A 24,159-nucleotide genomic window follows, 5' to 3' on the forward strand; every position below is an offset into this window, starting at 1 on the left:
GGTCTGACTTTGCGGAGACTTGAAGGAAAGCGGTCCGTTCCGCCGTCGCTGACTGAACCGGCACGGGCGCGGCTGCCTTGACGCGGGACTTCTTGCTCTTGGTCACGTCGGATGACTGGATTCCAGCCTGCGGCGCGGGAGCGGTGTCTTTGCCGCGAGGCTGTTCCGACGGATGGGGTCCGTGGTCCAGGTGCTGCTGGCGGGCCTTGGTGGGCGCGACGGACCACCGCCCCTGCCGTTTGGAGACTTTGACCAGTCCGCGACTGTGCAGGGCTTGGCAGCTGAATTTGTGCCCGGTTCCTTCCCGCGCGCCGTCAGGGCAGCCTCGGGCGACCCACTGCAGCACCTGTTGCTGCCGTTCGTTGAGCTGTCGTGGCACCTGAACTCCCCACCGTGCGAATGCCTCACGGGCATGCTCTCAGCCGCACTCCGCCTGGCGCGGGTGGAAGAGCGCGGCGGTTGGCAGGCGGCATGAGGATTCGGACAGATGTAGGCATGGCCGCTTGTGGTGGCTAGGATCGCCGTCGTTCGTTGGTGGCCGCCGTGGACGCTTGCTGGTCGGCCTGTGACGGGTGCTGGCCGTTTCGCGATCATCCGAGGAGGTGGCCGTCGGGCGTACGAGTGCCCGTACTAGCCTGGCCATCCGTGCTGAGGCGTTCCCGTGTCTCGGGCAGGGGAAGGCTGGTTAGGAGTGTCGGTCCCGCTTGGCTGCGGCCGGGAGGGGACTGGCGAGTGGATCGTGTGAACGTGAGCCGCTCGTTCTTCCGGTGATGGGTGCCTGAGGGTAAGCAGGGGCGTGCAGGCGCACCGCGGACGAGGGCGTCAGTTCGAGACGAAAGCGGGTTGGTTCATGTCGGTCGTGGCGCGAGAGCAGATGGATGTCGTCGCAGGTGTGCTGGCTCCCTGCGACCTCGTGCCCCGCGAGGCGAAGCTCGCGCTCGTCGAAGCCTTCGGGACGGAAGCTGTTGTGGCCTATCGGCATGACGCGCTCGAGCGGGAGCGGCGGGCAGTTGAAGGGATGCCGCCGTTGACGCGACCTGACGTGCTGGATTTCCTCATGTCGCTGCCCCTGGGCGAGCCGGTTCCGGCCGGCTCCTTGAGCGAGAGGGAGCGGCGGGTGCTGAAGTCCCTTCCGAAGGGCGCGGCGGTCCACAGGGACGGGTCGATCACCCGTCGAGCGGCGCAGCCTGTCCATATCGACATGGCGTTCGTGCCCGGCCGAAGCTGGGAGTCGGCGATCGAGAAGGCGGAGCGATTTACCCCGTTCTGTTCTCGCGCGATTGTGGTGGACGGCGTGTTGCGGCGCAAGGATGATGCTGTGCTGCGCGCAGACTTTTACGGCATCGGCCTGCTCACGCTTCAGGGAGACTCGGTGGAAGTGGTGGTGCCGCCGCGTCCCTTCGTGCGTAGACGTCATACCGTCGCCGGCTGGAAGTTCCTGGAAGACGTCCACCGCCAGCTCCCCTCAGCACCCAGCCTGCGGCTCGCTACGGGGTGACGGGGAGTGTCGCCCATGCTTTGAGCGGCGAGGGCGCCTGGAATCCGGACCTGAGGCTGGCGCCCAGGCCGATGCGCTGGTTCTCCAACGCGTATCGGTCGATCGCAGCCGCACATTTGTCGCGCCACCACGACTTGCGCGGAGTGCCTGGCTGATGGCCGGCCATTTCGGTGACCCAGTCGCTCCACGTGAGGACAGTGTGATTGTCGGCCTCGCGCCGGGTTTCGCCGTCCGGCAGGAGGAAACGATCGAGTCCACGCCCGTCGCACTCCTCGCAGGAGCATGTTGCGGGATTCACGTTGCCGTACAGCCTGGCGAGGGACTCGGCGCCCTTGAAGCACATGAGCTCCGGCATCAGCACGTTCGGGTAGGTGGGGCCGGCCTTGTTGACCTGGGCCTTCTCGCCGGGCGGGATCGCGTGGCGGAGTGAACTCTGCACGCCGATGCCGGCGCAGAAGGCGCCATGAGCGATCGCGTCAAGCGCAGCGAGGTCGGTCCGCAGGAGCGCCACGTGCTCGACCTCGGCCAGCAGGCGGCGCAGATTGGCGGGGATGTCCTTCGTCTGCTCCAGCGGATCGAACTGGCGGAAGAGGACGAGGGCCTTCGGGTGCCGGACCTTCATGCAGACCGCGATGAGTTGACCGATGTTCTCGCGGTTCAGCCACGTGACGTCGATCGGGAGCGTCACGACGGTATCGGCGCGTTCGATCTTGTTGGCCTCGCGTATCACTGCCTTGAGCGTCTTGGAGTCCGCGGGCGGAATGTAGCCGGTCGGGGTCAGTGCCGCGCTCGCTCCACGTGCCTTCTGGAAGGCCAACGAGGTGTCCACTGAGGCGAACAGCTCGTCGGTGGGCACCATGAACGGCTCGGCCGCGGTCGCGACGTAGGTGGTGTAGGGGGCGCTGTCGATCAGCAGGGTGCCTTTGTAGCCGACCGTGCTGCGAAGGTGGAAGGCCCGCTCGTCGGCTTTGGCTCCGGTCATTACGACGCCGCTGAAGTCGTCATCGAGCGCGTGGCGCGGTCGCGGAAGATTGACGGCGTTTTCGTGGAGCAGCACCCGCCCTTGGAGAAGCGGCACGGCGGCAACGGTGTGGTCGAGCGTCTTCAGGGCGGGCGGTCGCCGCCTCGGGGAGGGGGTGTTGCTCATGAATCACCTCGCAGGAGAGTCCGGCACGTCCTTGTGTCCGGACGGAGAAGAAGCGCACAAGTAGATCTCGTGGAACTCCTCGCGACCCAGGCCCGCCAGGTAGGCGGTCTCGGTCGGAGTGAGGTGGAGCTGCTGCTCAAGCCGGGTGACGGCTTGAGCGAGACGGCGCGGGGTTTCGCGCCGGATGGTGGTCGGCTCTCTGGTGCGGTAACCGAGAGCGGACAACTCGACCATGAGCGTGCGGTAGTGCCATTCGCTGATGACTCCCAAGTCCATGGCGCGCCTGATGAGGGCTGCCATCGACACCCCCCACCGAGTCTTGAGGTCCAGCAGGCGGGACACGTCGATGCCTGGCTTCAGTTCGGGCAGGACTGCATCGTGGGGCATGAGGAATTCGGCGGCGAACCGGTTGGCCTGGTCCTCCTGCACGCGTCCCTCTCCCGGCTCGCCGTGCATCACCAGGTGACCCAGCTCATGCGCCAGGCTGAAGCGTGAACGATCCCCGGGTGCATGCGAGTTGAGCAGGATCAACGGATACCCGCCGGGGGGCCACTGGCTCACGGCGTCGAGCTCGGTGGTGCAGAGATCCCGGACTACGACCAGAGCGCCGGCATCTTCGAGCAGAGCGACCATGTCCTCGATGGGTCCTGCGGGGACGCTCCACTCCTCACGCATCGTCTCCGCCGCATCTGCGGGAGTGTCGAAGTCGTTGACCTCCACGCGCCGAAACCGGTCGTGGCGATGAAGGTCCGCTGCCCGGGCCAAGGAGTCGACCTGGAGCCGGGTGAGCGCCAATGTTGCATGGATCCGACGCAGGGCGGGCGCCCCCAGGGAAGCACGCTTGCGGTGGTGAACCAGTCCGACGCCTGTCCCGGCCGTATCAGTGGCGCGGCACAAGGTGTCGGCGGTGTAGCGCAGGGCGTCGGCGAACAGTTGCACGCGCCCGTGCCTGACGGGGATGCGGCCGGCTTCGGCACGGCTGACGTACCCCTGGGTGATGCGGCTGCCATCAAGACGTGTCATCTCGTCAGCAAGTTCGGACTGTGTCCAGCCGCGCGAGTCACGGGCCAGCGTGAGCATCCCGGGATCCGCAACCAAGCTCCTCTGGTCGCGCACGTGCCCACCTCCAGCCCTGGCGAGTTCAGCTCCCCAGAGAATACACGATTTTATGCCTCAAAATATTCTGCACATGATCCGAGGCTCGTCACAGCTCCATGCATACCAGACCCCACTGACAGTCCAACTCCACTGCTCTAGAGAACCTTTCAGCACCGAGGGCGTGGTGTCGGTCGCTGGTTGACCGGACCCCCGTGCCGGTGTCACCCCACGCAGCGCGAGTGCTGCCCGGTGTTCGCGGGGGCTGAGCTGCAGATCATGTCTCCACTTCCGCGCTGACGTATGGGCCCGCACGGATGGCGTGGTCTCCCCGCCGCCGAACGCACAAGCGGTGACCAGCACATGCTGGTCACCGCTTATGGTCAGGCCAACGGCCTCGGATCAGACGTTGAGCAGGCCGCGCAGTTCGCGCTCGATGACCTCTTTGGGCTTGGCTCCGACGATGGTCTTGGTGACCCTGCCCCCGACGAAGACGTTCATCGTCGGGATGGACACGAGGCCGTACGCGGCGGCTGTCTCCGGGTTCTCGTCGATGTTCAGTCTGACGATCTTGATCCGCTTGCCGTGCTCGGCGGCGATGGCTTCCAGCGAGGGGGTCTTTGCAGACGACCTTTGCCCGAAGCTGCCCCGCACCATCTCGAAGAACGCGGAACTGACAGGGCATGACGGCATCTTCGACATCCGAGGGTCGGACGTGCCGGGGTACGTAGCGCCGTACTCGCCGGTCGTATTGCGGTGGGACCGGCGTACCAAGACGGGCGATCTTGAGGCGATAACACTGCCGCCTCGAAGGGCAGCCCCTACGGCCGGGTACTCATCTTCCCGGCGAAGCCCGTGATCACCTATTACAAGGCCCGCGACTTCAACGTCCCCAATGAGCAGGCGAAGTTCTATGTCGCAGTGGCACGGGCGAGGCATAGCGTGACCTTCGTGCTGCCGTGAATAGGCTGGGTCGATCAGATCTGATGCAGCTGACCTCACCTGCACGAGTGAGCTCGGCTGGCCTTGTCCATGCATGGCTATGGGCGGTCATCCTCGTCATCTTGGGCCTCGCCGTCACCAGGATCGTGGCTTCGGAAGTCGGGATGGTCCTGGGGCAGCCCCATGGGGCCGACTGCGCCTGCGGCCGCCGAGCCGACCACGAACAATGCGGTGTACGCCTACGATGCGGCATCCCGTCTCGTAGGTGTCACGGCCCCGGGAGGCCAGACCGCCCGCTACCGCTACGACGCTGCGGGCAACCGCCTCGGCGTGGACCGCTTCGCGTCGAGCGCCCTGTCCGTTCTCTCCTTGGTTCCCGTCCGTGCCGCGTCCGGTGCGAGCGTCACTCTTTCCGGCACGGGGTTCTCGACAACAGCGGCCTCCAACAAGGTCACGTTCGGAACGAAGACGGCCACGGTCACGTCAGCTTCGGCCACCAGACTCGTGGTGACCGTTCCCTCAGGCGCGGTCAAAGGGCCGGTTTCCGTAGCAGTCGGCACTGCCAGCGCAGCCTCTGCAGAAACCTTCACCCCCGCCCTGGGCAATCCCAGCGTCACGTCCTATGCGCCGACCAGCGGCCCGCCAGGAACAGTGGTAGTGCTCTCCGGGTCCGGCTTCGCATCGGCGAAAACGGATAACATTGTGCGTTTCGCCGGCGGCAGGATCGCGGAGGTCGTCGAACGCACCGACACGGCTCTGACGGTGAAGGTCCCCCCGGGAGCCAAGGCGGGGCGGATCACGGTCGAGACCCCTGACGGCCAGCAGACGGCTCCCGACTACTTCGATGTTCCGCTGGAGGGAAACGAGTTCGAGACAACGGTCGGTACGTCGCCGACCGATGAGACGCCGCCCTCGGTCACGATCTCAGCCTCCGACAAGAGAGCCCGTGTGCTGATCGACGCCGACGCGGGCGACTCGCTGACGTTCCACCTCTCCGGCTCGACGTTCCAGGGCGACCTGCGGTTGCGGATGATCTCCCCCCAGGATGTCGAACTCGATGACGTGTGGGTGCGTCCCGGCGAACTCTTCGACTGGGACCTCACCGACCTGCCGATCTCCGGAACGTATTCCCTGGTCATCGAGCCGGCCGACGCAAGCACGGGGCCGGGGACCGTCACGGTCACCGCGTCTCTGCCCCTGGATGCAGGCAGGATCGCACCGACCGACGCAACGCCTACCCAGGTCAGTCTGAATAGGCCGGGGCAGCCGGCGCGCACCGTCTTCGAGGCCCAGAAAGGCGACGATCTCACGATCGGCGCGCTCGACAGCACCTTCACCGGCAGGGCCACTGTCACAGTGCAGGCGCCGTCCGGTCCCACTGTCGCTGTGGGTGGGCCCCACGCTCCCGGAGTCTCCACGACAGTCGAGTTGGGGAACCTGCCGGAGGCAGGAACCTACGTCGTCACCGTCAACCCCGACCCGGGGGTCACCGGAACACTGGGACTTCTGCTGTCAGCAGGCATCAAGATCTCCCTTTCCCCGGACGCGGCCTCCGTATCGGTGGCGGCGCGACGCGGGCAACGGGTGCAAGCGGAGTTCACCGCACCACCCGGCAGAATCGTGGGACTCGGCGTCACCGACGTGACCATCCCGACGAATTCCTCCCTCCAGGCACGGGAAGCCGATGGAGAGCACGTCATAGGGCACGGAATCGTCATCGCGAACAGCGGCGGCAGTCTGCACTTGAACGACCTGATTGCTGGAAACAACTACGCAGTGGTGCTCCAGCCGCAGTCGGCCTCCGCCGGATCGATGAAGTTCTGGCTCTCGACGCCGGTAACAGCCGCCCCCCTCACCATCAGTAACCCCAGCACACAAACGGAACTGACACGGCCAGGCCAGCAGCTCATCGTTCCCGTCCTCGCCGCAGACAGCAGCGGGATCTCGGTCATCCTCTCCGGACCGAACGCGATGCAGGGCGGCAACGTCGCAAGAGTCACCCCCGGCGGTCAGCTCGTGCACGGCGCCGGATACATCGGTGGAACATCGGGAGAGGCCGGAGCAGCCCTTCCTGCACCCCTACCGCAGGGAACACACCTGCTTCTGGTCCAGCCCCTGCGTACGACCGCAGGCACTGTGACCGCATCACGGGTGCCCGCGGTGAACGCCGGAACACTCACGCTGGGCGGAGCCAAGCAGACGGCGGTGATCTCCCAGCCGTACGTGCACGCCTACTTCACCTTCACGGTCGAGTCGCCGAACGGCGCCAAACCGAACCTTGAGATCGAGGCTCCGTCGGCGTTCGACTGGTTCGCGACGCTGATCGGTTCAACAGGGGACGTCCGAGACTTCACGTATATATTCAAAACGGATACTTCGGCGTCCTTCGCTTCCCTAACCCCGGGCACATACACCCTGGTGATCGCCCCGGTAGGCCCGTCGACCGGTCAGGTCACTCTCGGCCTCAAGGACCGATCCGCCACCGCAGCGAGCAACGGTGACGAAACGAGCAGTGGGGCAGGGATCGTTCCCAAGGGGGCGGATGCCTGGCAGCCGGGCAAGCAGCAGAAAGCCGGCCGGGACTGGGTGACAAGCCGCGGCAATGAGCCGAAAGCTCCCCAGAAGCTTCGTTCGCCCCCGGGCAGAACGGCGCTGACCGGTCACGTGCTGAAGCTGGACGGCAAGCCTTTGGCGAAGGTCGCTGTCTCCGTCGGCGACAAGACGGCCAGAACCGACTCCCGCGGCCGCTTCCTGCTGGCAGGCATCAGCTCCGACGCGAAGACCCTGGTGGTCGACGGCTCCACAGCCAACACGAAGAAGCGGCAGTACGGCCGCTTCGACATACACATCAACCCGAAGACCGGTCAGAGCGTCGACCTCGGGTTCCCGATCTGGATGACACCCCTCGACACCAAGAACACGGTGAGCTTCGCCGCGCCCGCGAAGTCCGACGTCGTACTGAAGACCCCAAAAATCCCCGGGCTCGAAGTCCGCATTCCCAAGGGCTCGGTGGTACGAGACGAGAAGGGCAAGCCGGTCACGGAGCTGGGAATCACCGCCATTCCCATCGACCGGCCGCCGTTCCCGCTGCCCGAGAACAGCGTCGTTCCGGTGTACTTCACCGTGCAGCCGGGCGGCACGTACGTCTTTCCCAAGGGCGCACAGATCATCTATCCGAACTACACACGCGAAGCCCCTGGTACCCGCGTGGAGTTCATGGACTATGACCCGAAGAAGAAGGGCTGGTTCGTCTACGGGCACGGGAAGGTGTCCGCGGACGGCCGTCAGGTCGTGCCTGATGCCAAGACACGGGTCTGGGCCTTTCACGGCGCGATGTTCAACATTCCCGACTGGCTGCCCTGGGATCTGCCGTGGGTGAAGGACGCCTTCGACTGGCTCTCCGGCGACCCCGTGGACCTGTCCACCGGAATGCTCACCGACTCGCGCACCGACCTTGCCGTGTCCGACTCCCGCGGCTCGGCGGAGATCACCCGGACCTACTGGCAGGGCGACACACGAACCCGCGCCTTCGGTATCGGACGCGACCTCTCCTACAACGTCTTCCTGCACTCGAAGAAGCAGTACGAACAGGTCGACCTGTACCTCCCCGGCGGCCAGTCCGTCCCCTTCGTGCGCACCTCACCCGGCACGGGCTTCGTTGACGCGGTCTTCGAACCCGCTGGAACCCCGTCCGAATACCACGGATCGAAAATCGTGTGGGGCGACAGATCGTGGCACTTGAAGTTCCGTGACGGCACCACCTGGATCTTCCCCCAGTACGCGCCCCTGAAGGAGATCCGCGACCGCCACGGCAACGCGGTGCAGCTGACGCGAGCCGGCAACAAGGGCGAGATCACGCAGATCTCCACCCCCGGTGGCCGCTGGATGTCCCTCGCCTACGACGCCAAGAAGCGCGTCTCGTCGGTCCGTGACAACGCCGGCCGCACCACTTCCTACACCTACGACACCGCAGGCCGGCTGAGCACAGTTACCGACCCTGCCAACAAGGTGAGCTCCTACACCTACGACGGCACCTCCAACCGCATAAAGACGGCAAAGGATGCCCGCGGCATCACCTACATGACCAACGTCTACGAGAACGGGCGAGTCAAGGAACAAACGCTCACCGAAGGCGCCAAGTACACCTTCGCGTACACGCTGACCGGTGCGGGCAAGGTCACCTCCACTACGGTCACCCAGCCCGGCGGATCCGTGCGAAAGGTGGAGTTCGACGCGGCCGGCTACGGAGTCAAGGAGACCCAGGCCCACGGCAGCACGCTCGCCCGCACTACCCAATACCACCGGGGGCCGCGCCACCGCGTGGACGCGGTCACCGACCCGTACGGCCGCCGCACCGAACTCGCCTACGACACCAACGGGTACATCACCCGCACCACCGAACTCGCTGGCACACCACAGGCGCGCCAGTCCGGCACCGCGGTCTACGACGGTCCGTACGACCAGCCCACCACCCTCACCGACCCCTTGGGCAAGACCACCACTCTCGGCTACGACGCCGACGGCGACCTGCGGACCGTCACCGACCCCGAGAACCGGAAGACCGCTCTCACCTACACCCCCGACGGGCAGGTGAAGACGGTGACCGACGCCTCCCAGGCCGTGACCGAATACAGCTATTTGAACGGTGAGGTGGTGTCGGTCAAGGACGCGGAGGGCCGCACCAGCAGTCAGTTCCTCGACGCGGCAGGACGGCCGTCGGCCCTGACCGACGCGGCGGGATCCCGCACGACGCTCACCTACGACGCTCTCAACCAGACGCGCAAAGTCACCGATCCGCTCGGCCAGGCCACAGTCCTGGACTACGACGAGAACGGCAACCTCACCACCCTCACCGACGCCCGCAACAACGCGACCTCCTGGGCGTACGACAACGCGGACCGGGCCAAGTCGGGGACAGACCCGTTGGGGGCGCAGGCGCTGTTCGCCTACGATCCTGCGGGCCATCTGGCGAAGGTGACCAGCCGCTCGGGCCAGGTCGCCACTGCCGAGTACGACCTGCTGGGACGGGCGAAGAACACCAAATACGGCGTGAACGTGGCTGGCACGGCCGAGTCCACCGCCACCTACGCCTACGATGCAGTCGACCTGCCGAAGACGATCACCGACACGCAGGCCGGGCCACAGACCTTCGGATACGACGCATACGACCGGCCCAAGACAGTCACCGGGCCGACCGGGACGGTCTCCTACGTCTACGACGCGGCGGACCGGCGCAGGGAAATGACGGCAGCCGGGAAGACCACGCTCTATGGCTACGACACCTCCGGCATCCTCACGTCCGTCACCTCCGGCGACCAAGCGGTCACCTTCGGCCTCGACGCGGTAGGCCGCGAAAAGACCGCCGCACTGCCCGGCGGGATCACCCGCACCACCACACTGGACAAGACAGGCACCATCAAGAACATCGGCTACGCCAAGGGCGCGGCCGGTATCGGTGACCTCACCTACTCCAGGGACGTTCGGGGTCTCCAGACCGGCATTTCCGGCGGACTCGCCTCGGTCGCGCTGCCCGCGGCGGAGACAGGAGCGGTGTACGGGAAGGACAACCGGGTCACCACCTTCAACGGTCGCTCCTTCACCTATGACGCCAACGGCCGACTCAAGAACGACGGAAAGCGCACCTACACCTGGAACGCCCGCGGCCAACTGTCCGGACTCACCGCAACCGGCGGAGCATCGAGCCTCTTCACCTACGACGCGCTGGGCACCCGCACCGCGAAGACCCTCGGCACCGCCACGAAGAAGTACCTGACCGACGGCTCCAACCCACTCGTGGAACAGAACTCCACAGGAGCCACGACAGCCACCGTTGCAACATCCGGCCTGGACGAGTACCTGACCCGGACCGAGAACAACACCACACAGATCTACCTCACCGACGCGCTGGGCTCCATCGTCGGCCTGGCCAACACCGACGGCACCATCGCCACCCGCTACACCTACGACCCCAACGGCCAGCCCACCACCTCGGGCACCGCATCCACCAACCCCTACACCTTCACCGGACGCGAATCCGACGGAACCGGACTCCTCCACTACCGCAACCGCTACTACGACCCGGAGTCCGGCCGCTTCATCTCCCAGGACCCGATCGGCCACGCCGGCGGCACCAACCTCTACCAGTACGCCCTCAGTTCACCCACCACCTACACCGACCCCTCCGGCAACAACCCTCTGCTCGCAGGCTGCGTCGTCGGCGGCCTTTCCGAGGCCGGCCTCGACTGGCTCGGCCAACGCCTCTCGGGCCGCAAAGTCAACTGGGGCCAGGTCGGTACCTCTGCAGCCATGGGCTGCGCGACCGGGATGCTCGGTGCGGCGGGCGCGGCCAAGGGCGCCTCCCTCGGCAAGTGCTTCACGGCCGGCAACAGCTTCACCTCGGACACACCAGTCCTCCTGGCGGACGGCACCCGTAAGCCGATCAAGGACATCCGGATCGGCGACGAGGTCCTGGCCACCGACCCCGAAACAGGTGAAAGCGGCCCCCGCCCCGTCACCGCCCTGATCAAGGGCACAGGCGACAAACAACTGGTCGACATCACCCTTGGCACGGGCACATCCCACACGCTGACGGCCACGGACGGCCACCCTTTCTGGTCCCCTGCCCTGAACCGCTGGATCCAAGCTGACCAACTCACCGACGGCCAATGGCTCCAGACGAGCACTGGCACTTGGGTACAGATCACCGCAGTCACCCACCGCAGCACATCCACGACGGTCTACAACCTCACCGTCGCGGACCTCCACACGTACTATGTACTCGCCGGGACAACGCCGGTCCTGGTGCACAACGTTGGGCCCACTCCTGCTTGCGACCTTACTAAGCCGGCTCCGTATGCAGTCGAGTCAATACCTGCGCGTTCTCAATCGCAGCGCTTTACACAAGCAGAGAAGGACGCAATAAATCGAATCGGGGACTGGTTCGGCTGTCACAGTTGCGGAGCTTCTTCTCCGGGGCGCCCGAACTGGACTCCGGACCACCAACCCGTTTCCAGGTTTGTTCTCCCGGGAACCCCGCAGCGGCTGTATCCTCACTGTATGTCCTGTTCTAGCCGCCAGGGAGGGCTGGTGGGTCACATGCCAGCTAATCGTGGCGTCCCCCATGTTCCGTGACCCATGGATTGCCTTAGGAGTGACTATGAATGAAAAGCTGGCTGCCCTGCAGTTTGCTGCCTCCAACGGCGTGGTCTTCGTTGAGGATGCCGATCGGCCCCTGAGTGCAGAGACCAATTCGTCTGGTGAACTTGCGGAGCCTGACCCGACCAGGTCTGTAACTATCGGCGTTACCCACGCGATGGATGGCCTCGTTTTGATCGAGGTCCAAGAAGGCGAGAAAGAGCCAGACGGGCTTTCGGAGCTCTTTGACGGGTCTTTGACATTCGAGCACGGTCGACTCAGAGTTCGCGACGTCACCGGGGATAATTTGGTGACGATCGGATTGTCGCCAGGGCCTTCGCGCGTTCGTATCTACTCGGAGGCCGTGGAGGTGCCGGAATTCCTGATCGTGCTTGTTCCTCCGCTCTGACTGGCGGCACGTCCAGGTGGCAGTGTCAATTCATTCGAGCTTGACTGCGGGTGACTCCTCTGACTCGCTCAAAGTGAAGTCGGACATTCATCGATTTGAATAAAATGCCCCGCCGGAGTATATTCGGCGGGGCATTTTACGTGCCTGACGGCAACATCGACGGGCGGGTGCTGCACCAAGTGATGGTTCGTCGTGGTCGTGGGGTCGAGCGCCGGACTCACGGGGGTCACGGAGGGTATTGAGGGGGCAAAACGTCGCGTTGGAGGCGGAAGCGGACGTTGGCGTAGGCGGCGGCGGTTACGCCGATGCGGGCGTGGTCGAGGAGTTCCTTGAGAGCGACGATCTCCGCGCCTGCGGCACATTCAGTACCGCAGCAGCCTGATCGGCGGCGGCCTCACCGAAACCGGCCTGCGTACCAAATCCTATAACGACTCCACGAGATCAGCCTGACTAACTGAGTGCGTCGATCCAGCCGTCACCATGCGGAGGGACAAAGAAGTAGCCGCCGCCGGTGGTCAGTAAATACTTTGCCATGGCTTCTCCCTCCAGGCGTTTCTGAACTGCTTCGAATCCTTGAGCCAGGTCTCGTTGGAAGCAGGAGAAGATGATCCCTTTGTCGCCATTTCGCTTGTCGTAGCTGTAGCTGCGCCGCACGATCGGTGGGGGATTGCGGCGGTCAGGAGCTGCGAGACGTACATGCGAATCAAGCGGCGTAAGCCTGCCTGTCGGATCTGCCGCGAAATTGGGCTGTTCGTCGACCGGTGTGCCGTCAAGCCATCTCCCGTCGCGTTGGCGGCCGACGATCCGTTCCTGTTCGCCTACCGAGTCTTTGTCCCATAAGTCAGTCGCGAACCGGATGATGCGCACAACCTGATAGCTGCCGCCCACAGCCCACTGAGGCTCGTTCTGATCGGAAGGGATGAGCGCGCGGTCAAGGGATTCCCTTTCGGTGTCGGGATTTCCGAAGCCTTCAGTGAAGTGGAACGGGTTACGGGCCAGGCTCCTGCCGTCCTCGAGGCGGTTGCCGGGACGAGATCCTTCGATGTGCCACCGAATAGTCCAGTGCGCGGAGCTGGTGTTCCTGATGCGTTCGACGGTCTTCTGTATCGCCCCGGCCTTGTTGCCCACGACATGCACGAGAAGGTCTCCGTGCGACATGGCGGGCTCAAGAAGGTCACCCGCGAAGGGCGGCATCGCTCTAAGCTGGCGGGGAAATGAATCCCTGGGGCCGAAGAATGCTGCTCCAAGAGCGAACCCCACAGACGCACCTGGCTCGGCGGAAGCGTGAACCCGATCAACGAGATTTCTCAGCCCCCCACGAGGGCCTCCACTATCAAGCGCGATCAATGCCAAATATCGCTCCGGCAAGTTTCCGCGCAGCTGAAGGGGGATGCCAGTCGAGTCGCCAGAGGTGGCAGCGGCTCCTGCGCCGCCGTTGACTGACAACCGGTAGGCAGCCGCTCCTCCACCTGCTAGAGCAACCGCCATGCCCGAAGCCATCAGGTTTCTACGCCGTACCACTTCGACCTCACTCCAATGAGTCTGTTGCCCCATCATTTCTAACCCTGTCAGCCGAATCCTGCCCACGACAGTGCTTTTACGGACTGTTTCCTGGTAGGCCAGTTGGTGTCGGCACCGAGCGGCAGGGAGTGGATGGCAAGGACCCACACTGAATAGCTCCGGATTGTCGCCCACGGGGGCGACCACTGCGGATCGATGAACAGGGGAGACTCGGTCTTGTCGCCCCGAGAATGTCCTGGTGTCCGGCGTGAGAAGTGGTACGCGATCCGGGAGGACCTCGATGCCGGCAGGAGCCAGTTGGTCCAACTCCGCAGCACCGGACCTACCACGATCGGGCGCGACCGGACTGATGCCACCCGGTTGCGTCGGGCTCTGGGTGGCCCTTGCTGACGAGGGCGGCGGGGGGGTCGGCTCGTGCCGACGGAGTTGGTGTCGTCGTTTGGCGGTGAGTCGATGCCTTGGCGCCCAGCAGTGCCGGATGGAGCTGGTCCGGCCGCGCGGCCGGCACTCTGTCCGGCGGAGAGGGTGAGAAGAGTCGGCTGTGACGCTCGTTTGACGCTCTCGAAGGGCGCAGACCATGCTACGAGCCTAGAAAGTAGCGTTGACCTGGACTTTTCGGCTACCCGTTCACGCTGACATGTTTCCGATGACTTCGCATGTTGAGTGCGTAGCGATTCTGGAGCCTGCAGTAAAGGGGCTCTCACCTGCAGTTTTTCCGGCGTTCTCAGGCACGGCGATGCGCTCGACATGTTTTCCACCGGACGCGACGTGGAGCGCGCCGCAGTCCCGGCACACTGCTCTGACCTGCGGTTTCACCCAAGAGCGCAGGGGCAAGCAGTCTGCGGCGGTCTTCGTCGGGAATGGTGCACGACGGGCTCGACGCTCATCTGACGCTCGTTCTTATGGTGCGTCAGGTGAGCCTCGAACCCACGGCCCAGCACGGGTCGTCGCGTCATTATGGAGGAGAGGTTCCTTGGCCGCCGCGAGTCATCTGGCCGCCCGGGTGGCCAGGTCGGTGTAGCCGTCCTGACCCCGGTCGGTGCGGTCAGGGCGCTGAGATACATCCGCCTTCGGACTGCGGATCGCCTGCGTCTCCTCCGGGTTGCGCTGTTACGGCCCTGGCGATGTCCTCGAAGGACTGCGGTCACCGGCCGGTCGGACCTTCAGGTGGGGTCTCGCGAAGGCTCGGCCCTGCGATGCTGTCCACGTTCGTGCCGTCTTGCGGCTGAGGAGCGCCCGTCCCTCGACCGTCCAGCCGGATCAGACGCCGGACAGCGTCGCCGCCAGCGACTGGAACCAGGCGCCGTGGGAGAACGGTTCCGGCGGGCTCACCTCCATGCCGAGTTCGGCGGCAGCCAGGGCGTAGTCCCCCTCGTCCAGGGGGAGGGCGAGCAACTCGTGCAGTTCACCCACGAGGCGGGCGACCAACTGCGGGTTTGTGGTGCCGGCGTAGTCGGCGACTGCGGCGTCGTGGCCGCGAAACTCGTCAACGATGTCCTGCGAGAACCAGCCCCCCAGCAGTTGCGCCGTCTCCGGAAAACGGGCGTGCCACTCCCAGTGCGTCTGCGGGGACGATGGCTCCGGGACGTCGCCCTCCTCGATACTCCTCTTCAGGTGGTCGGCCAGCACTGTCAGCCAGTCACCGATGTCCGACTGGTGCTTTCCGGTGTCCGGGATCGAGTAGAACTCACCCAGCTCCTGCCGGATGCGGCCTGGAGGATTGCGGCTGTATTCGCGCAGCTGTCGCTCTGCCTCTGCGATGGCCGAGGGGCGGGTATGCCAGGTATGGCGGAGATACGCGTCCAGGGCGCGACTGCGCCGCTCCGGGTCGTCGTCGGCCGGCTGACCCAGATACGCGCGCATCACCTGGTCCAGCTCGCCGTACCGCCGGTCGTGTTCGAGGGGCTTCATGGACATGTGCGTGTGACCCCTACAGGTAGAACGGGACGGTCGTGTGGACGATGAAGCCGAGCGGACTCGTCGCTTCGCGGCGCAGCACCACGCGCGCCGCGTGCACATCGACGGGGCCGCGCCCGGCCAGCAGGTCGCCCTCCAGCTGGACCCTGCCCACGGGCTCCTCACGGGACGGCCAGGCTGCCTCGATGGTGAGGCGAACCCGGGTGTTCTGGGCGAGCCAGCGGTGGAGGGCCTGTTCGTTGGCGGTCACCACCTGCTGGGTGGCCCACTGGGCGGTCTCCCGGTCGGGATAGGAGGCGGATCGGGTCAGCACGGGGGCATCCTCTCAAATTGCCTCGCCAGGAGCTGAGCTCCCACGGGTGGCAGGCGGTTCAGTAGTCGGAGAAGTTCCAGAACATGCCCACCTCGGTGTCCGAGACGACGATCAGGCCGTAGTCCTCCGAGTACACGCTCAGCGGGCTGTACGCCCAGCCCGACGATGTGAAGTCGAGCGTGCCGCTCGCGTGACCGGGCTTGTTGACGTTGGTGTGGAAACTGGCGGAGCCCCCGTAGCGCGTGAGGATCGTGCGCGCCATCGCCCGAAGCTCCGTCTCGCTTTCGGCGAAGCGACTCAGGTTGGACAGGGTGCAGCCGTCGTCGGTAAGGGCGAGGAGCAGGCTCTCGGCGCTGTCTCGATCGATCTCCTGGAGGCGGCTCGCGATGTACTCCGGCGGGTGGGCGACGAAGGGGTAGGTGGGGGACGCCTCGCGCTCCGAGTTCTGAGCCGCGTCATCGAGGCCGGTCCAACCGCGGGGGTCCGGGGCCCGTGCCATCAGAGCGAGGACGTCGAGGACCCAGTTCTCGTGGCGACGCGAGCCCGTGGCGTCGTACGGGTACGCGTCCTCGTACAAGTGGCGTACCGCGGCTTCCCAGGACGTCTGGTCAACGGACATGTGGTGCTGGCCTTTCTCGGCTTTCGCTAGGGCTTGGAGGGCATCGACGTCATGACAGTGAACGGAGGGTTGCGGCTGCTGTCGTAGCGGATACGCGTGTCGACACCGCTCACGTCGTACGCCTTGGCATTCAGACCGCCCTGCTTGTACCCGGACAGAGGGTCGTTGGGGTCCACAGGCTGCTTACTCACGCTGCGGCCACTGCTCTCGCCGCTGGGCACCGTGTCGTAGAACGACTTGACGTCGCCGTTGGAGGCCGGCGGAGGCCCCTTGATCCATGCTTCGATGGCGACCTTGTTCGTGTTGAGGTTGCGCTCGGTCAATTCCTCGGCGCGCTGGTAGTTCGGGAAGGCGGAGGAGCCGCTGGGCATCGGCTTGCCATGGGGCCAGGCCGCTGTTGGGCCGCCCGACTGCTGGTCACGCAGGCGCTGCGCCAACTGCTCGTCCGTCTTTCCGACGTGCTTGTCCAAAGTATGGCCGTTCGCCATGTATTCGTTGGCGGCGAGATTCAGGTCGTAGTTGCCGTTCGAATCAACCTTCAGCCAGACTTTCGAGTCCTTGAATTCCTCCAGGGCCCGGGTACCGAAGCCGTGCGCACGGGCGACGCCGGCCTCGAACTTGGGGGCGCTGCGGTACGCCTCGTCCAGCGGCCCTTTCAGTGCCGTCACCCGGGTGGTCAGGCCGTCCAGGATGCCGGTGTATGTGGCGACGATCCCGTTCAGCTTGCCGGTGTCGAGGTTCAGTACCGTCTTGACGTCGAACGACAGGAGCAGGCCGGCGCCGCTGCCGAGGAGAGAAGTCGCGGCGCCGAGCGCGCTCTTCAGGTCTTTGGGCTTGGCCAGGTCCTCGATAATGTCCTTGGCGGCTTTCCACATGGCGCGGTCGAGCTCGTCCTTGACGTCGCGGTTCAGGTCGACGGCGGCTTCCGCGTACTCGCGCAGGATGGTGGCGATGTCATCGGCCGTGTCCTTCAGTACGGCCAGGACGGGCTGACTGCCCGTGGGGACGCGAGGTGTTCCGGGACCGGAGTTGGCGGTCTGCGCCCACTGGTAGCCGTGCTGTCGCTGCCCCCAGGCTGTTCCTCCCCACAGGGCGCTGCAGAAGGTCCGCATCGCGGCCTCCCACTCGGCCTGCTGGTGGTTGGTGATGGCCCCGACGGCCTGGGTGAGCTGGTCCGCTCCTACGCGACGCGGTGATGGAGACGTTCATCCAGCTGTGGCAGAGGGAGTTGAGGTAGTGCTGTTCCGGATAGGGGTAGACGTCTGCCACCCTGCCGACCCGGAACACGTTCTTGCACAGAGGATGGAGGAGATCCCGGACGATTTCGGGCATGCCCTCCATCAAGCCCCGCAGGATGTCGTCGCCCCCGTCGTCATCGCCCCACTTGATGTCGGGGACGGAGCCGAGGTTCGGGGCTTTGTCGATGACCGTGGGCCGGGGGCGCTGCTCGGCTGTCTTGCCGGGCTTGGGGTGGGCCGCGACGTCGGCCTTGGTGTAGGCGTTGGCTGTCTCGGTGAAACCGACTGCCACACCGCCGACGCTGAGCACGGACCGGCCCCAGACCTCCAGCCAGCGATTGCCGATCTTCTTGTACGCCTGGGCGAACTTCTCGGCCTCTGTGCCGGCACCGCCTGCGTCGGGGTACTTGCCCAGCTCCTCAAGAAGCGTTTTGGCACCCCGCACCAGGAAGTCCTGCTGTGCGGCGACCCGACCGGAGACCGACCAGAGGTCGCTCGGCTTGACGTCGATGGTGCCGCTACCACCCAGTGGCTGGGCGGGTGAGGAAGGGCCGGCCATCAGGCACCGCCTCCCCAGCCTTCGAGAACGGACCTGTTGGCCGCGGCGTAGTTCAGGTGCCCCTTCACCACGACCTCGTGGAGCCACGCCTGGGTTGCCTTGAGGTCGCCGGCGGAGTGACTCCACTTGTCCAGCTCGTCGATGAACGCTTCGCGTGCCTCACCGTCCCAGCTCAGCACGGCTTTCGCGGTCCGCTCGTACAACGTTTCCAGCTTCTCGTTGAGGATGCGGAGGATGCCCTCCAGGTCACCCGAAAGCTGTTGCAAAGTAGCGAAATTAACAGTGATGCGGTCTTCGTTCGGCACGGTGATGATCCCCCTAGAAGCAGTCACCAATGATGCTACTCATCACCTGAGCGGAGTCCGTGCGGGCGCCGGGTCGCATGTCTGCCCATTTCGAAGCCCTTCCTGGCAGAGGTGATAAAGGTGTGCGTGTGCGTGTGCGTGACACCCCATGTCTGTGAAGTCGTGTCCGTGTTGCTAGGGTTGGTCGGCTTGCAACACGGGTTCGAACGTGGGGGGACCGGCATGGGTGATGAGCCCAAACTTGCTTATACGTCACCGCAGTTGAAGAAACTGGCGGACGATCTGGATGACATGCACGAGTATCTCGGCAAGCAGTTCAAGCGCATGGACGAGATCGTCGACGGCATCGAGACCGGCTGGCAGGGCCCCACTGCCACGTCCTATCGATCGCTCCACCGCGGCGCCGCGGAGGATGCCGTTCGCATCGGGCTGACCATTCAATTCCTGGCGGAAGCTATTCGTCTGAGCGAAGGCTGCTTCACGGACCAGGAGCTCGAAACCCTTGAACAGTTCCGCAGAGTCCAGGTCGACGTCAACATAGAAGCAGCCGCGGACGCCTTGTCAACGCCGTCGAACCAGCCTCCGCGCAGCCGCCTGCAAGACCTCTGAAGCACAGAGAGTGTCCCCTCGACACGGTCCGAGGTCCTCCACGGTGCCGTCTCCGGACGTGAATCGGCCGGGTGCGGCCGCCTGTGCCGCGCACCGGCCATGCGCAACCCTTCGCGGCTGAGTTCCTCCAGCGGTTCACCTCCACCCAGCGTGGCGCGCACCTTGCCCGTCGGCTCTTGCTGCACCAGCTCGACACATGGGGCGTGCCGCACGGCAGCGAGGCATCCGGCACCACCGCGCTGCTCGTCGCGGAACTCGTAGCCAACGCCGCCCCGCACGGCCGTGTTCCGGCCGGTACATCGAGGTCGCCGCTGAGGTCCTCGGTCGGACCCTGTTTCCCGCGCGTTGCCCCAGCCCTACGTGCCGATCCGGCGCAGGGCGAGGAGCGTCGCGTCGTCGGTGCGGGTAGCCCAGGCGGGCCGCGAAGTGGTCGACGTAGTCCTGGAGTCCGGCGTGGCCGGGGCGCCTCGGGCGGCTTCCCGGCAACAGCGTTGCGCAGCTACGAGAAGACGGCGTGTGTCATGGTCCGGGCCGGACGGACGACCTTCGGCGGTCAGGGCGGTCCGAGCACATCAGGACGGGGTCACCCATCTCCTGCGGCGTCGCGATGGCGATGCAGGCCGCGCCGGGACAGGACGCCCAGAGAGCTCGGGCCCGCCGCCGTGGGTCGGTAGCTGGGTGTCGTGACCATCGTGCACCAGGACGGGGCGAGGTTTCTCGCGCAGGCCCACCGAGATACGGGACACCGTCTCGCCCGACGAGGTGGGACGCATCTACTTCTCCCTCGACTCCGAAGAGAAGCGGTTCATCGTGAACCATGTGGGACTGCACCTGTAGCCGGCCCCGGCGGGCAGCCTGGTCACTGACTGTCGGCAGTGACGCTCGTTTGACGCTCCAGGTGCTCCACTGCGGGATGGCGAGCTGAGAAAAGGGTGTCTGACCTGGGCTTTTCCGTGACTCGCCCAGGCCAACGTCTTTCCGATGACGCACCATGTGGAGTGCGTCGCGATCCTTGAGCCTGCTGAAAAGGGCCGCTGACCTGCTGTTTTAGCGAGTGTGCGTTATGTGCGTTGTGTGCGTTACGGGCGATATCTTGACGCATATTTGACGCACGTGACGCACGTTTGACGCATCAACTGATGGAGCGTCAGGCGTTCCTGTGCGCAGGTGGCGATCCGTCAGGTGTGGTCTGAGGGTCTCTGGTCCGGCTGACTATGGGGCCGAGGTTGAGCTCGGTTCGCGGACGGCTTCACGGTGGCGAGGTACGGCTCAAGATCTGCGCGGCTGGGGTGCGGCGGCGTGGGTAGCTTCGGCGCCGAGGCGGCTTTGGTGAGTTGCTGAAGGTGGGCGTCTGTGAACGCTAGCCACTTCTCGATCTCGGTCTTTTCCTGTCCGGGTGGCAGGGGTGCGGTGTGGTCGCGTACTGCTGTGACGAATTCGGCCAGGCGCTTGGCTTCGTGCCATGCGTCTGTCTGTTTTCCGAGGTGCTGGACACGATAGGCGTGGGCGTATGCGGCATGGGCTAGGCGTAAGGCGTTCTCCCGGTTCTGCTGAGCCGTCTCCTGGGCTTGCTCGTCTGCGTGACGACTGTGTTCCGCGGCTTCGCTTCGGAGAGCAACTTCGTGCGCGATCTCGGCGAGCTGATCTTCCAGGGGGCGGGTGTCGAGGTCGGCCCATTCGCTGCCGCGGTGCGGGGTGCCGCCCCGAAGGATGAAACGCAATCTGTCGGCGGGGGTGTAGTCGAAGCGAGGAATGCGCATCCATGTGTGCTTCTCGGCGTCGGCGCGTTCCTTGTCGGTAGGGACGTGTTTGCTGTGGTCCTGTTCCTGTAGGACGAGGACGTCGATGGATTCGTCCTGGGCGGTGATGGTGAAGTGTGGTGCCGCCTGTCGACGATGGCGGGGCGGGGGAGTGTCTGGAGTGGGGCCGAGTGTGGTCGTGTAGCCCTTCGATTCGACGGCGGTGACAAGGGCTTGGATGAGGCGTAGAGCTCGGTTGTAGACGGACTCGGTCAGTCCCATGCGCTGGGGGTGCTTTTGGAGGGCCGAGACCACTGGATGGGGTCTGGTGAGTCTGGCTCGCACCGCGATGGGGGTGGGTTCGGCGAGCCGCCAGGCGGGGATATCGACGAGCTTGATTTCGTAGCCGTGGTACGTGTGCTTGCCACGGAGTTCCTGTGTGCGCGCGATCTTGCCGGACTGGCGTGCGGCGCTGATCCGCGATGCCCAGTTCACTGCGTGCGGCCCGGATCCAATTGCCTTGACGAGGTGGTTGTTGTTCGCGGCCAGCTCTTCGAGGAGCTGGTTGGTGTAGTTCTTGGTGCGGGACCTCGGCACGGGGCGGATCTGAGGCGACAGCACTGCTGCGCCGGCAGACCCGGGCACTTCACCGCCAGCTCCCTTGGGGCCGGTAACGCTGGCGGTGAGATAGAGCTGTCCCTTTTCGGTGAGCTTGGCGTCCCACTGCCTACGGCGTTTGGTGGCTTTGATGAGTCCTCGGCTTTGCAGGGCCTGAGCGCTCACCTTGTATGCACTGTCCGGCCAAAACCCGGGAGGGCATCCTTGGCCTACCCAGGCGAGTACGGCGTGCTGCCGCTCGTTCAGGTCCCCGCGCACGCGGCCCTCCCGTAGTTGTGCGGCTGTGTTGCCCGCTCACAATGCCCGTTCCCGTTGCCGGAACAGAGGCGGGCTGGTGGGAGTGCTTCGTTCAGATGGCATCTACGGTGAGAACCCGCGGTTCGGGCCAGCGTCGGGTACGGTGTCGGCGGCCGGGCCCGCCCGCTCATGGGCTGGGTGGGGAGCGTGGGTCAGCCACGGACCCTTGGCGGCCCTCAGCGCCAGGCTTCGCTCCCTCTGGAAGACTCGACCCCGGGAAGATTCTCACTGCGGTTCGAGGTAACCACATCCTTCGCCACGATCAAGCCCAGCCAGTGGCAGTGCCTCGTCCTCGCCGACGATGTTGCGTCGGCGACGCTGGGCAGGGATCTTCATGGGCACGAAGTCGCCCTCGGCGCTCGCTGCGACGAGGGCGTCCCCTGGGGCTCGGCTGATGGCTTGCGGGGCCGTGGTCTCGAGCAGCGCGGGGGCGGTGCCGCTTGATCCAGCGCCGAGCCATGAAGGGGCAGGGCCACGACAAGAACGCTGCCCCCCCGTCAGAAGGGCCCGCGTGATCGTACGGCGGCGATGATGCCCAGCCCCGCGCCGACGGCCAGGACGAGGAGCCCTCTCAGCCACACGTCCTGTTCGATCCGGGTGGCGAGCAGGACGCAGGACAGGGCTCCGAGGACCGGGATGAGGGTCGGTGCACGGAAATGGTCCTGGGGCACCGTGTCGCGGCGCAGGACGAGGAGCGAGGTGTTGACGAGGAAGAAGACCACCAGAAGCAGCAGGACCAGGGTGGAGGCGAGCGTGGATACACCACCGGTCAGCGCGAGAAGCAGCGAAAGCGCGGAGGTCGTGGCGATAGCGGTCCAGGGGGTGCGCCGGCCGGGGAGGACCTTTGTCAGGAAGTGGGGCAGGAGGCCGTCCCGTGCCATGCCGTAGGCCAGGCGCGAGGACATGATGCCCGTCAGCAGTGCTCCGTTCGCGACGGCCACCAGGGCGATGGCGCTGAACAGCTCCGGGGGGACTCCCCCGGCCGTGCGGACGACTTCGAGGAGCGGCCCGCTGGATTCCGTCAGCTTCCCGGTCGGCACGGCCACCGCTGCTGCCACGCCGACCAAGGCGTACACCGCCCCTGCGGTGAGCAGCGCGCCGAAGAGTGCTCGGGGATACGAGCGACGGGGGTCACGCGTCTCTTCGGCCACGTTGACGGACGTCTCGAACCCGACGAACGAGTAGTAGGCGAGCACCGCGCCACTGAGCAAGGCCGCCACAGGGCCCTCATGCTCAGTGCCCAGGTCCGTCAGCCTTCCCATGTCTCCGTCGCCGCGCAGCACGATCCAGGCGCCCAGCCCAATCACCAGGAGCAGCCCGCCGACTTCGATGACCGTGGCGACGACGTTGGCCCTGGTCGACTCACGGATGCCCCGCGCGTTCAACAGCGCCAACGCGGAGAGGAAGACGATCGTCACCACCACCACGGGGAGGGTGATGAACTCGGCCAGATAGTCTCCACCGGATCCCCGGGCCAAGGCGGCCACCGACACGACGCCGGCCGCCAGCATGCAGAAACCGGCGAGGAAGCCGAGGAACGGGCCGTAGGCCAAGGTGGCGTAGTGCGAAGCGCCGCCCGCACGCGGGTACTTGGTGACCAGCTCCGCGTAGGAGGCAGCTGTCAGAAGAGCCAGACAGAGAGCTACGAGCAAGGGAGCCCACACAGCACCGCCGGACTCGGCGGCGACCTGGCCCACCAGGACGTACACACCTGCCCCAAGGACGTCTCCGAGAATGAAGAAGTAGAGCAACGAGGTGGTCAGAGCTTTTTTGAGAGGTGTTGAAGAGCCCGGGGCCGGGGGAGTCGTATGAAGTGGTTGCACGTCGCACCACATACCCGGCCTGCCGGCCCGCAGACGGCGAACCCCTCGTATGCCTCGGTCCTCGTGTATCCCGCGCGCTACGGCGACTGGGTGGTCGGAACATCTGACTCGCGCCCGACGAAGGCACCTGGCCCGAGGCCAGGGCTGACATCACGTACACGGTGCGGCTTGCTGGTGGTCCGCCTGGGGGCACACGGTCGTGCGACGCTGTGAGGCCCCGCACGTCTGGAGCTGGAGGCCGAGAGCGGATGGCTGGGCACCGCCCGGATCGCGCTGAAGGTACGTCGCTGGGGACAGAACACGCTGGTGATCATCGATGAGCACTCCTTACGAGGACCCGCCGCGAAGCTCCACAACACCGCCGTCGACGCTCTCG

At 65.5% G+C, this 24,159-nt stretch carries 16 protein-coding genes; 5 read left to right on the forward strand and 11 right to left on the reverse strand.

The features are described from left to right. Positions 1 to 796 precede the first annotated feature (796 nt). Positions 797 to 1,498, forward strand: a complete 702-nt coding sequence (locus tag ACH4RG_RS34660; RefSeq protein ID WP_398540747.1) for a hypothetical protein — start codon at positions 797 to 799, stop codon at positions 1,496 to 1,498. On the opposite strand, the gene ACH4RG_RS34665 is transcribed toward ACH4RG_RS34660, so the two are convergent. From ACH4RG_RS34665 to ACH4RG_RS34675, 3 genes are all read right to left on the reverse strand, one after another. Beyond that, positions 1,488 to 2,645 (reverse strand): hypothetical protein, encoded by a 1,158-nt coding sequence (locus ACH4RG_RS34665; protein ID WP_398540748.1) that lies wholly within the window; start codon positions 2,643 to 2,645, stop codon positions 1,488 to 1,490. The two genes, ACH4RG_RS34660 and ACH4RG_RS34665, sit on opposite strands and share 11 nt — an antisense overlap. 3 nt (positions 2,646 to 2,648) lie before the next feature. Continuing rightward, a complete protein-coding gene (locus tag ACH4RG_RS34670; RefSeq protein WP_397925453.1) occupies positions 2,649 to 3,761 on the reverse strand; it encodes an XRE family transcriptional regulator in 1,113 nt (370 codons plus the stop codon). A 381-nt stretch (positions 3,762 to 4,142) separates the two neighbouring features. Then, positions 4,143 to 4,397, reverse strand: coding sequence for a thioredoxin family protein (locus tag ACH4RG_RS34675; RefSeq protein WP_397925515.1), 255 nt, complete (start codon positions 4,395 to 4,397; stop codon positions 4,143 to 4,145). 516 nt (positions 4,398 to 4,913) lie between these two features. Here ACH4RG_RS34675 and ACH4RG_RS34680 point away from each other — a divergent pair. Together ACH4RG_RS34680 and ACH4RG_RS34685 are read left to right on the forward strand one after the other, a co-directional pair. Then, the gene (locus ACH4RG_RS34680) at positions 4,914 to 11,813 is read left to right on the forward strand and encodes an RHS repeat-associated core domain-containing protein (protein WP_398540749.1); all 6,900 of its coding nucleotides are present in this window, start codon (positions 4,914 to 4,916) and stop codon (positions 11,811 to 11,813) included. 25 nt (positions 11,814 to 11,838) lie between these two features. Then, positions 11,839 to 12,225 (forward strand): hypothetical protein, encoded by a 387-nt coding sequence (locus ACH4RG_RS34685; RefSeq protein WP_398540750.1) that lies wholly within the window; start codon positions 11,839 to 11,841, stop codon positions 12,223 to 12,225. A 450-nt stretch (positions 12,226 to 12,675) separates the two neighbouring features. Here ACH4RG_RS34685 and ACH4RG_RS34690 read toward each other — a convergent pair whose 3' ends face one another. The 5 genes from ACH4RG_RS34690 to ACH4RG_RS34710 all read right to left on the reverse strand — a co-directional run bounded on the left by ACH4RG_RS34690 (position 12,676) and on the right by ACH4RG_RS34710 (position 17,707). Next, positions 12,676 to 14,325: a Dyp-type peroxidase gene (locus ACH4RG_RS34690; protein WP_397925459.1), complete on the reverse strand. Its 1,650-nt coding sequence runs from the start codon at positions 14,323 to 14,325 to the stop codon at positions 12,676 to 12,678. Positions 14,326 to 15,006: 681 nt separating this feature from the next. Then, positions 15,007 to 15,663, reverse strand: a complete 657-nt coding sequence (locus ACH4RG_RS34695; protein ID WP_397925460.1) for a contact-dependent growth inhibition system immunity protein — start codon at positions 15,661 to 15,663, stop codon at positions 15,007 to 15,009. Positions 15,664 to 15,676: 13 nt separating this feature from the next. Beyond that, complete coding sequence (locus ACH4RG_RS34700) at positions 15,677 to 15,976, reverse strand: RNase A-like domain-containing protein (protein WP_397925462.1); 300 nt, start codon at positions 15,974 to 15,976, stop codon at positions 15,677 to 15,679. A 58-nt stretch (positions 15,977 to 16,034) separates the two neighbouring features. After that, positions 16,035 to 16,595: a hypothetical protein gene (locus ACH4RG_RS34705; protein ID WP_398540751.1), complete on the reverse strand. Its 561-nt coding sequence runs from the start codon at positions 16,593 to 16,595 to the stop codon at positions 16,035 to 16,037. Positions 16,596 to 16,621: 26 nt separating this feature from the next. Further along, positions 16,622 to 17,707 carry an RNase A-like domain-containing protein gene (locus ACH4RG_RS34710; protein WP_398540752.1) on the reverse strand — a complete coding sequence of 362 codons (1,086 nt, stop codon included), beginning with the start codon at positions 17,705 to 17,707 and terminating at the stop codon, positions 16,622 to 16,624. A 103-nt stretch (positions 17,708 to 17,810) separates the two neighbouring features. Here ACH4RG_RS34710 and ACH4RG_RS34715 point away from each other — a divergent pair, with 103 nt between their 5' ends. Beyond that, the gene (locus tag ACH4RG_RS34715; RefSeq protein WP_398540753.1) at positions 17,811 to 18,377 is read left to right on the forward strand and encodes a hypothetical protein; all 567 of its coding nucleotides are present in this window, start codon (positions 17,811 to 17,813) and stop codon (positions 18,375 to 18,377) included. Positions 18,378 to 18,391: 14 nt separating this feature from the next. On the opposite strand, the gene ACH4RG_RS34720 is transcribed toward ACH4RG_RS34715, so the two are convergent. After that, the gene (locus ACH4RG_RS34720) at positions 18,392 to 18,697 is read right to left on the reverse strand and encodes a WXG100 family type VII secretion target (RefSeq protein ID WP_030079993.1); all 306 of its coding nucleotides are present in this window, start codon (positions 18,695 to 18,697) and stop codon (positions 18,392 to 18,394) included. A gap of 222 nt (positions 18,698 to 18,919) precedes the next feature. On the opposite strand from ACH4RG_RS34720, the gene ACH4RG_RS34725 reads away from it, so the two are divergent. Beyond that, complete coding sequence (locus ACH4RG_RS34725) at positions 18,920 to 19,306, forward strand: WXG100 family type VII secretion target (protein WP_397925468.1); 387 nt, start codon at positions 18,920 to 18,922, stop codon at positions 19,304 to 19,306. A 1,178-nt stretch (positions 19,307 to 20,484) separates the two neighbouring features. On the opposite strand, the gene ACH4RG_RS34730 is transcribed toward ACH4RG_RS34725, so the two are convergent. Both ACH4RG_RS34730 and ACH4RG_RS34735 read right to left on the reverse strand, forming a co-directional pair. Next, positions 20,485 to 21,828 carry a hypothetical protein gene (locus ACH4RG_RS34730; RefSeq protein WP_398540754.1) on the reverse strand — a complete coding sequence of 448 codons (1,344 nt, stop codon included), beginning with the start codon at positions 21,826 to 21,828 and terminating at the stop codon, positions 20,485 to 20,487. Positions 21,829 to 22,457: 629 nt separating this feature from the next. Then, on the reverse strand, positions 22,458 to 23,795 hold the full coding sequence (locus ACH4RG_RS34735; protein WP_398540755.1) for an APC family permease: 1,338 nt from the start codon (positions 23,793 to 23,795) through the stop codon (positions 22,458 to 22,460). Positions 23,796 to 24,159: the final 364 nt, after the last annotated feature.

Source organism: Streptomyces sp. NPDC021019, assembly GCF_044333295.1.
GTDB lineage: Bacteria > Actinomycetota > Actinomycetes > Streptomycetales > Streptomycetaceae > Streptomyces.

Excerpts from the sequence above, each read along its gene's own strand:
- ACH4RG_RS34665 (WP_398540748.1), bottom strand. The coding sequence starts at position 2,645 with ATGAGCAACACCCCCTCCCCGAGGCGGCGACCGCCCGCCCTGAAGACG.
- ACH4RG_RS34675 (WP_397925515.1), bottom strand. The coding sequence starts at position 4,397 with ATGGTGCGGGGCAGCTTCGGGCAAAGGTCGTCTGCAAAGACCCCCTCG.
- ACH4RG_RS34685 (WP_398540750.1), top strand. The coding sequence starts at position 11,839 with ATGAATGAAAAGCTGGCTGCCCTGCAGTTTGCTGCCTCCAACGGCGTG.
- ACH4RG_RS34690 (WP_397925459.1), bottom strand. The coding sequence starts at position 14,325 with ATGGTCTGCGCCCTTCGAGAGCGTCAAACGAGCGTCACAGCCGACTCT.
- ACH4RG_RS34695 (WP_397925460.1), bottom strand. The coding sequence starts at position 15,663 with ATGTCCATGAAGCCCCTCGAACACGACCGGCGGTACGGCGAGCTGGAC.
- ACH4RG_RS34705 (WP_398540751.1), bottom strand. The coding sequence starts at position 16,595 with ATGTCCGTTGACCAGACGTCCTGGGAAGCCGCGGTACGCCACTTGTAC.
- ACH4RG_RS34710 (WP_398540752.1), bottom strand. The coding sequence starts at position 17,707 with ATGCGGACCTTCTGCAGCGCCCTGTGGGGAGGAACAGCCTGGGGGCAG.
- ACH4RG_RS34725 (WP_397925468.1), top strand. The coding sequence starts at position 18,920 with ATGGGTGATGAGCCCAAACTTGCTTATACGTCACCGCAGTTGAAGAAA.
- ACH4RG_RS34735 (WP_398540755.1), bottom strand. The coding sequence starts at position 23,795 with ATGTGGTGCGACGTGCAACCACTTCATACGACTCCCCCGGCCCCGGGC.